At 35.6% G+C, this 7,989-nt stretch carries 10 protein-coding genes; 3 read left to right on the plus strand and 7 right to left on the minus strand.

What is annotated here, in order from left to right; genetic code table 11:
• Nucleotides 1–366: 366 nt before the first annotated feature.
• On the plus strand, nt 367–1,008 hold the full coding sequence (locus ACU68W_RS09080) for a dihydroxyacetone kinase subunit L (RefSeq protein ID WP_094223747.1): 642 nt from the start codon (nt 367–369) through the stop codon (nt 1,006–1,008).
• Between the two features lie 40 nt (nt 1,009–1,048).
• Here the strand turns inward: ACU68W_RS09080 and ACU68W_RS09085 are convergent, their stop codons facing one another.
• Complete coding sequence (locus ACU68W_RS09085; protein WP_446756421.1) at nt 1,049–1,756, minus strand: pseudouridine synthase; 708 nt, start codon at nt 1,754–1,756, stop codon at nt 1,049–1,051.
• Between the two features lie 36 nt (nt 1,757–1,792).
• Between ACU68W_RS09085 and ACU68W_RS09090 the strand changes: the two genes are divergently transcribed.
• Nucleotides 1,793–2,065, plus strand: coding sequence for a DUF1294 domain-containing protein (locus tag ACU68W_RS09090; protein WP_446756422.1), 273 nt, complete (start codon nt 1,793–1,795; stop codon nt 2,063–2,065).
• On the opposite strand, the gene ACU68W_RS09095 is transcribed toward ACU68W_RS09090, so the two are convergent.
• From ACU68W_RS09095 to ACU68W_RS09115, 5 genes are read right to left on the minus strand one after another with little or no spacing between them, the layout of a single operon-like run.
• Nucleotides 2,037–3,362 carry an aldehyde dehydrogenase family protein gene (locus ACU68W_RS09095; RefSeq protein ID WP_446756423.1) on the minus strand — a complete coding sequence of 442 codons (1,326 nt, stop codon included), beginning with the start codon at nt 3,360–3,362 and terminating at the stop codon, nt 2,037–2,039. The two genes, ACU68W_RS09090 and ACU68W_RS09095, sit on opposite strands and share 29 nt — an antisense overlap.
• Nucleotides 3,363–3,421: 59 nt before the next feature.
• Nucleotides 3,422–4,021 (minus strand): CpsD/CapB family tyrosine-protein kinase, encoded by a 600-nt coding sequence (locus tag ACU68W_RS09100; RefSeq protein ID WP_094207647.1) that lies wholly within the window; start codon nt 4,019–4,021, stop codon nt 3,422–3,424.
• The gene (locus ACU68W_RS09105) at nt 4,011–4,649 is read right to left on the minus strand and encodes a YveK family protein (protein ID WP_446756424.1); all 639 of its coding nucleotides are present in this window, start codon (nt 4,647–4,649) and stop codon (nt 4,011–4,013) included. The genes ACU68W_RS09100 and ACU68W_RS09105 overlap by 11 nt, the downstream gene beginning before the upstream one ends.
• 1 nt (nt 4,650) lies before the next feature.
• On the minus strand, nt 4,651–5,430 hold the full coding sequence (locus ACU68W_RS09110; RefSeq protein ID WP_446756425.1) for a tyrosine-protein phosphatase: 780 nt from the start codon (nt 5,428–5,430) through the stop codon (nt 4,651–4,653).
• Nucleotides 5,431–5,850: an SH3 domain-containing protein gene (locus ACU68W_RS09115; protein WP_446756426.1), complete on the minus strand. Its 420-nt coding sequence runs from the start codon at nt 5,848–5,850 to the stop codon at nt 5,431–5,433.
• Between the two features lie 179 nt (nt 5,851–6,029).
• On the opposite strand from ACU68W_RS09115, the gene ACU68W_RS09120 reads away from it, so the two are divergent.
• Nucleotides 6,030–6,554 (plus strand): DNA topology modulation protein, encoded by a 525-nt coding sequence (locus ACU68W_RS09120; RefSeq protein WP_446756427.1) that lies wholly within the window; start codon nt 6,030–6,032, stop codon nt 6,552–6,554.
• 112 nt (nt 6,555–6,666) lie between these two features.
• Here ACU68W_RS09120 and ACU68W_RS09125 read toward each other — a convergent pair.
• Nucleotides 6,667–7,989 (minus strand): LPXTG cell wall anchor domain-containing protein (locus tag ACU68W_RS09125; RefSeq protein WP_446756428.1); only part of this gene is annotated, 1,323 nt, incomplete at its 5' end.

The following is a 7,989-nucleotide window of genomic DNA, read 5'->3' on the forward strand; positions in this document are numbered from 1 at the left end:
AACTCTCAATTTAATGTTTGTTTGAAGCTAGCTTTTCAGCTGACTTTTGCTTTTTTATTCTCACCGAATTATTGTTTGGTTTGTACTTCTCTCAAAGTATTTACTTTATTTAATTTATTAAGGTTCTTTGTTAAATTATTTCGTTGCCTCAAGTGACAACTATTAAAGTATACTATACTTTTTTTAGCTTGTCAAGACTTTTTTAAAACTTTTTTAAATTCTTGTAAACTTAATCAAGTTTTTGTTACGTCTCTTTCAGACAACTATTACAGTATATGCTCCTAAATCATACTTGTCAAGTGTTTTTTGAAATTTTTTTAAAATTTTCTGTAATCATGTATAATATTAAGTAAGAAGGGGGGGCTTATGGGATTTACAAATGATGATATTTACAGAGTTTTCACGATGTATCAGGAATGTTTGATGGTAAATTGTTCACTTTTGAATAAGCTCGATGAGAATTTAAGTAACAGAGACCACGGTTCTAACCTGAATAATGGATTTAGGGAGCTTTTTACGACTTTTTCTGATTTCAAATCAGAAAACCTATCAACTCAATTCAGTAATCTATCATTTCTATTTACATATAAAGTAAAAGGCGCAACATCCCCTATCTACTCTTATGTATGTGATAAGATTTCAGCATATCTTACAGATGTAGATGTTATCGACCGTGAAATGTTCGGAGAAATTTTGAAAATCACGACCGAATCTGTGAAACTTGTTGGAAATTGTAAGTTAAATGACAAGACAATTCTAGATTGCATTCACTCTGCTACAGAAAGCTTTGAAAAAAACAAAAATGAAAATACAATTAAATTAATGAAAAAAATAAGCGTAGATTGCAAGATAGCTTGCGAACAAACTTCAGAAATGACAGCCAACAAAGGCAAAGCACGTCACAACGCGATTTTCTCCGTTGGAGTAATCGACCCTGGTGCTTATTCTTTGTTTTTGTTTTTCGACACATTATACAAATATGTCCTCAAAAAAAGACGCACAAAATAAAATCTCAATTCAACTTTTAAGTTAAATTGAGATTTTTTCTTTATTCTTCTTCCAATCCAAGGATTTTGAGTTCTTCACCAGTAAGTTCTCTGAAATCTCCTTCTTCCAAGTCCTCTGGCAACTTAAAGCTTCCTATTTGAACTCTTTGAAGTTCAACAACTTCATTGCCAACTTTTTCGAACATTCTTTTAACTTGGTGGTATTTGCCTTCCTTTATAGTAAGGTAGCAATTATAGTCGTCGATAATTTCCATCGTAGCAGGTTTCGTTATGATATCTTCCGGCATCAACTTTATACCTTTTTCAAATGTGTCGTTGTATTTCTCATCAACCTTATCTCTCAAAGTAACCTTGTACTTCTTGGACACATCTTTCTTCGGAGAAATCAAATTATGTGCAAATTTTCCGTCATTCGTGATAATCAAAAGCCCTGTCGTATCCAAATCCAACCTTCCTACAGGATTCAAATCAAACACACAAAGCTCTCCCATATCGTCAATCACAGTCTTGTGCATAGGATCTTTCGAATGACTAGTCACACCTTTTCTCTTGTTCATCACGAAATACAAATACTTTCTGTACTCAATAACCTCATCGTAGATTTTCACCACGTCGTTGTTTTCATCTATATGCTCAGAAGACTTCTTCACAGTCACATCATTAACCGTGATAATCCCCTTTTTCACCATTTGTTTTATTTCTTTTCTCGTTGCGATCTTCATCTCGCTAAGCATTCTATCTAATCTCATATCTCTCCTTATGGTACAATAATTTTGGGTGATGTAATGTTTAGTATATATTTTTTAACAATTAATGTAATAACTTTCCTAGCCTTCCTTATAGATAAAAGGAAAGCCATTCACAACAAATACCGAATTTCTGAAAATGTTCTGATACTCTTGTGCATACTCGCAGGCTTCATCGGAGCAATGAGCTCCATGATAATCTTCAAACACAAACTATACAAGAAGAAATTCACCATCTCAATTCCATTGATTTCATTGGTTTATCTTGTAGTATTCGTCTTAATTAGCCGAGGAATTTTTTCATTAAATTAAGCTTTTTGTCCGTAAATGGTTTGAATCTAAATGGATTGTCGACTTTTCTGGAAACATAGACCGATTGTTTGTGTGAAAAAGTGTCAAATCCCCATTTCCCATGATAATGGCCAAGTCCACTATTGCCAAATCCACCGAAAGGCGCCTTGTTGTTTGAGATGTGCATCATACAATCATTGATGCATCCTCCGCCAAATCCCACAGAATTAGTGATATAATCGCATAATTTCTTGTCCTTAGTGAACACATAAAAAGCCAACGGATTGTCCATTCTTCTTATGTGCATCAACATCACATCGATATCAGTGTATGAAATTACCGGCAACAACGGCCCAAATATCTCGTCTTTCATTATCTCATCATTAAAAGTCGCATCAGTAAACACACACGGTTCAATAATCATCTCATCATCGTGGTATTTCCCACCGATTCTGTCCGTTCTATCTCTCATAATTTTTCTGAACTCATCGTATTTTGCCTTCGTTTTTATCCTAGATATCTCTGAAATATCGGAATAATTCTCGTCAATCTCCTTCAGTATATAATGCAAAAGCCTATCCTTGATGCTTTCTTCAACCACCAAATAATCAACAGCCACACAAGTTTGTCCGGAGTTCGTAAACTTCGCCCAGCAAATCTTCTTCGCTGTATCTTGTAAATCGACATCCTTGTCCACGATACAAGGACTTTTGCCACCCAATTCCAACACACAAGGCTTCAAATTCTCTGCCGCTTTCTTATACACAGCTCGTCCTCTGTTTTTGCTACCAGTGAAGAAATAAAAGTCAAACTCTTCTTCCAACACCTCATCATAACTTCTGTCATTTTCAAGATGAACAATATCCTCCACAGGCTTCAAAACCTCTTTCATAAGCTGCCTAATCTTAGGATTTTTTCTACTCATCATTAAATAAACACTGTTTCCAGCGGCAATGGCATCAATCACAGGAATCATACTCAAATTAAAAGGATAGTTCCACGGACTGATAATCAAGCACACACCGAACTCCCTGTTTCTGATTTCAGTTTTATTGGGAAAAGTCAACAAATCAAATGAAGTAGCATGAGCATTTGCAAGTTTTACAGTATTATTAATGAAGAAGTTCAACTCCTGCATCACAGTTGCATACTCTGTCATAAAAGCTTCGTATTCGCTTTTTCCGATATCTTCCTTCAAAGCCAAGATTATCTCTTCCCTATGATTTTTCACAGAATCTCTTAGTTTTCTCAGATACAAAACCCTAATAGAAGGCTTCAACAAAACCGTTTGAGATTTTTCACGTAAGTTTTCAATCATAATTTACCTCTCTATAAAAAATAAGCCAACTGATTCGTGTAAAATCAGTCAGCCTATTATTACTTTTCATTAATACGTACAAGTCCTATCAAATTGCCGTTAACATTTCTAATTGAATCGATTGATTTTTCGATGTCGCTTTTCTTAGTTTCTCCAACCTTGTACACCAACAAAGTCGCATCGCAAATCGCTGACAATGCAACAGCATCAGAATAAGCTTCGATTGGAGGAGTATCGATAATCACATAATCGTAGTTATCTTCCAAAATACGGATGAAATTCTTCATAGCTTCACTTGAAATAATCTCATTCGCATTTGGTGGAATAGCTCCAGCGTGAATAATATCCAAATCCCATATCGATTCATCGTGACTAATCGCAAGATTGTAGTCCATCTTATTCACAACGACATTTGTAACGCCGATTTCAGTGTCAATATCGTAGAAATTTCTCAAACTTGGTCTTCTCAAATCCATATCCACAATAACAACCTTGTGATTAGACAAAGCAAAGCTCTTCGCCAAGTTAGCAGCCACAGAAGTCTTACCTTCTCCAAAAAATCCCGAAGTAACCACGATAGACTTAATATTTGCCCCTGCGAACTTCACATTAGTTCTTAGATATTTGTATTGTTCATTAAACAAAGTCTTATCCTTCATCTATCATAGCACCCCTTTCATCAACATAAGGAATATCTCCAATAACATTTACTCCCAAATCTTCCACATCAGTATTCACTCTCATGACATCATCGTGAGATTCTCTCACCATAAAAGCTATCAATGAAATAAAAAATCCCACAGCATATGCCAATAAAGTGTCCTTAACCAAATTTGGAGACACAGCTTGTAGTGGAGCAGAAGAGTATTCCAACACCTTCACACTGTATTCGTCTGCATCACTCTTCACAGTGATATCTGCCAATTCATCCGCAATATCTCTGGCACGTTGAATCACAGTATCCTTAACATTTATACTAACAATCTTTGAGTTCTCGTCTGAAATGCTGATTTTTTTCGACAAATCTTCAACATTTGATCTCAACTTCAAGTTTTGCTTCACTTCAGTCAACACCATTCTAGACTTAACCAAAGACTTCACAGTTTCTATTTGAGTAGTAGAAGTGTTGCCACTTTTCGCGCTCACTACAACCTTGGAATCCACACTGTACACAGGTCTCACCCACATAACATCGTAGCAAATCATCGCAATCCCGAACAAAAGTGCCACCATGACAATAGGCACAAATCTATTTCTCAAAGTTCTTACAAATAAGTTATCTCTCATCTTATCTCCTCTTACCAAAAATCTTCGACAAAACTCCACCGCTCTTCTTCTCTAATACAGGAATCCTGTCTATTCTTTCATCTTCCGCGATAAGCTGTGGATTAAGTCTCATAATCAAATCAAAATAATCCGAATCTATAATCTTATGAAGAGTCTTAATCCCATCTCTAATATATTCTGCCTCATATGCATTTTCAGATTCCGTAGCCACAACATCCACCATTTGTCTGTCCAACAACTCCTTAGCAGTCTTGAACAACCTGCTAGATTTAGGCTTAACCACAGAACTCATATCCAATTGCACCAAACAGTCCCTTTCCTTCAAGGAAATCAAATAGTCCGGATTTTCTTGGACATACTTGCATCTTTCCGGATGAACGATAATCGGAACAAAACCCTTAATTTGTATATCGTATATAAACTTATTCAAATCCTTGTATTCAGTTGTACTTGGAAGCTCAAGCAGAATATATCTGGAATAATTAATCGAACTAATCAGATCATTGTGAAAATACTCCATCATCTTAGGATCACAGCTCATCAAATTGCCCGACAACACCTGAAAATCAATCTTTTGATAATCAAGTTCCTCATTAATCCTATCGATAAGAAGTTGCTTTTCATCAGATGTCAGAACCCTTCCATTAGTAGAAATCTCAGAGGCACTCACAACCTTTTTGTAACCAAGTCTCGCATATTCTATTGCAGTCGCAATAGCCTGATCCATATTACTCGAACCATTCTTCATATCCGCCATTATCTTGCTATTAATATCAATCATTTACTCACCCAAAAATTCCTTAGAAACAAAACCTACTTGACCATCAAAATCAACCTTAACCCAAGTAGTTCCATCATCATTCTTAGTTTCTTCAATAACCTTAAGCTCATCATTCTTTTTTAACTTAGTCACAATAGAAGAATTAGTGCTAGCTTCACTTCTCATATTCAAAACATCTGTCGTAACCTTCATAGTCTTGTTCTCAGTAGCTTCTTCTGGTTTCTTATTCTCTTGTTCTGCAGGTTTTTCAGTAGTATCCTCAGGTTTTTTTGTATCCTCAGGCTTTTTTGTATCCGTATTTTCTTGTTCCACAGACTCTGTTGTTTCGGTATTTCTCATCGATTCGTAACGTTCCGGTTTTCTCAAACAACCCGTAGTCAACACCAAAACCAAAATCGCAATAGGTATCAATCTCTTCATCTTATCATCTCCTAATTAACAATTATTATTTTAACATATATTAAGACTTTTATACACATAAAAATCCGCAAAAATCACTATTTACATTATACCATCAAACGCAAAAATAGTAACGTGACAACACCTTCATTATTATATATAATAATAGAAGATGATCATATTAATATAAGGAGAAAAACGTGAAAATTTCAATAATAGGATATTCCGCATCAGGAAAATCCACATTAGCACAAGACATATCACAAACATACGATTTGCCATTGCTTCACCTTGACCAAGTAAACATGACAGAAAATTGGCAAGAACGTGACCCTGATGAAGCGATTAACATAGTAGAAAATTTTATGAAACAAGACGATTGGGTAATAGATGGAAACTATGACAAGCTCAAGAAAACAGAAAGACTTGCTCTTTCAGACATCATAGTGTTCCTCAACTTCAACAGATTCAATTGTCTTCTAAGAGCCATCAAACGCTACTTCAAGTACCATGGCAAAACCAGAGAAAGCATGGCAGACAATTGCCCCGAAAAACTAGACTTTGAATTCATCAAGTGGATACTCATTGACGGACGCAGCAAAGAAAAACGCGAAAACTATGCCAATATGAAAAAACATTACGCCCACAAATGGATTCAAATCAACAACCAAGAAGAACTCACAAAATTTAAAAAATACCTTCAAAGAAGCAACGTGAGCCTGTAATATGGCTCTTTTTTTGTTGGATTTTGAAATTCAAATATTTTTGCATATAAAAATACCCGATCATACGATCGGGTATTTTCAGTTCAATAAACTACAGAATCGAATCTATAATTTATTCTTCATCTTCTTTTTTCTTCTTTGAAACATAAAATCCACCCAAAGTAGATAGTGCTGCAGCAGCCATCATCATAGCTTCTGATTCAATACCTGCTTTTGGTAATTTAGTTGGATTATTTGGTTTACGTGATGGAGAATCTTGACCGTCTTTACCATTGTGAGTTGGTGCATTTTTGTCAGTCTTTCCAACAATTACATCAGAACCCTTGATAGTCTTTGTTGATTTATCTGGGTATGTGATTGTAACTGTTCCATCATTACCAACTTCAACCTTAGTTCCTTCTGGTAATTTATCCTTGTTAGCCTTTTCAATAGCTTCCTTAACCTTGTCTTTTTCGTCCTTAGTTAAGTTAGAAGGATCTTCTACCTTAATCTTTCCTGGAACTGCTGGGTCTACCTTGTCAGCAATAGTCTTGTCTGATGGCTTTTCACCATTATTATCTGATGGCTTTTCACCATTGTTATCAGATGGTTTTTCGCCATTGTTGTTGTCAGATGGTTTTTCATTATTATTGTCATCTGATGGTGTTGATGGGTTTGTTGTTCCATCGTTGTTGTCGCCAGGTTTTGATGGGTTTGTTGGATCTGTTGTACCACCTGGAGTTGTTCCTGGGTTGTATGGTTTCTTAGTAACTAATTCTTTACCCTTGATTTCATCTTTTGATCCATCTGGGTATGTGATTGTTACTGTTCCATCATTTCCAACTTCAACCTTAGTTCCTTGTGGGAATTTGTCCTTATTAGCCTTTTCAATAGCTTCCTTAACCTTGTCTTTTTCTTCTTTAGTTAAGTGTTTAGGATCTTCTACTTTAGTTTTTTCTGGAACTGTTGGATCTACCTTATCAGCATCAACTTCTTGAGTTACTTTGCCATTCAAAGCTTTTTCTGCTTCTTCTAAAGCTTTCTTAGCTTTGCTAACATCATCTTGACTTGCTTTTGGATCTGCTAGTACTTTTTGTGCATCTGCTAATGCTTTGTCGTATGCATCCTTTTTAGCTTGGTCTGCATTCTTGTACTTGTCTGTATCCTTTGTAGATTTTTCTTTATCTACTTCAGCTTGAAGTGCTTTCTTATCTACTTCTGGAGTTTTTTCTCCGTTCAATTCTGCTTCAGCTTTTGTTAATGCATCTTTAGCTTTATCAACATCTGCTTGACTTGCTTTTGGATCTGCTAGTACTTTTTGTGCATCTGCTAATGCTTTGTCGTATGCATCCTTTTTAGCTTGGTCTGCATTCTTGTACTTGTCTGTATCCTTTGTAGATTTTTCTTTATCTACTTCAGCTTGAAGTGCTTTCTTATCTACTTCTGGAGTTTTTTC

The sequence above is a fragment of the Finegoldia sp. P2-F-LR genome (assembly GCF_052932265.1).

Excerpts from the sequence above, each read along its gene's own strand:
- ACU68W_RS09080 (WP_094223747.1), top strand. The coding sequence starts at position 367 with ATGGGATTTACAAATGATGATATTTACAGAGTTTTCACGATGTATCAG.
- ACU68W_RS09095 (WP_446756423.1), bottom strand. The coding sequence starts at position 3,362 with ATGATTGAAAACTTACGTGAAAAATCTCAAACGGTTTTGTTGAAGCCT.
- ACU68W_RS09090 (WP_446756422.1), top strand. The coding sequence starts at position 1,793 with ATGTTTAGTATATATTTTTTAACAATTAATGTAATAACTTTCCTAGCC.
- ACU68W_RS09115 (WP_446756426.1), bottom strand. The coding sequence starts at position 5,850 with ATGAAGAGATTGATACCTATTGCGATTTTGGTTTTGGTGTTGACTACG.
- ACU68W_RS09105 (WP_446756424.1), bottom strand. The coding sequence starts at position 4,649 with ATGAGAGATAACTTATTTGTAAGAACTTTGAGAAATAGATTTGTGCCT.
- ACU68W_RS09100 (WP_094207647.1), bottom strand. The coding sequence starts at position 4,021 with ATGAAGGATAAGACTTTGTTTAATGAACAATACAAATATCTAAGAACT.
- ACU68W_RS09085 (WP_446756421.1), bottom strand. The coding sequence starts at position 1,756 with ATGAGATTAGATAGAATGCTTAGCGAGATGAAGATCGCAACGAGAAAA.
- ACU68W_RS09110 (WP_446756425.1), bottom strand. The coding sequence starts at position 5,430 with ATGATTGATATTAATAGCAAGATAATGGCGGATATGAAGAATGGTTCG.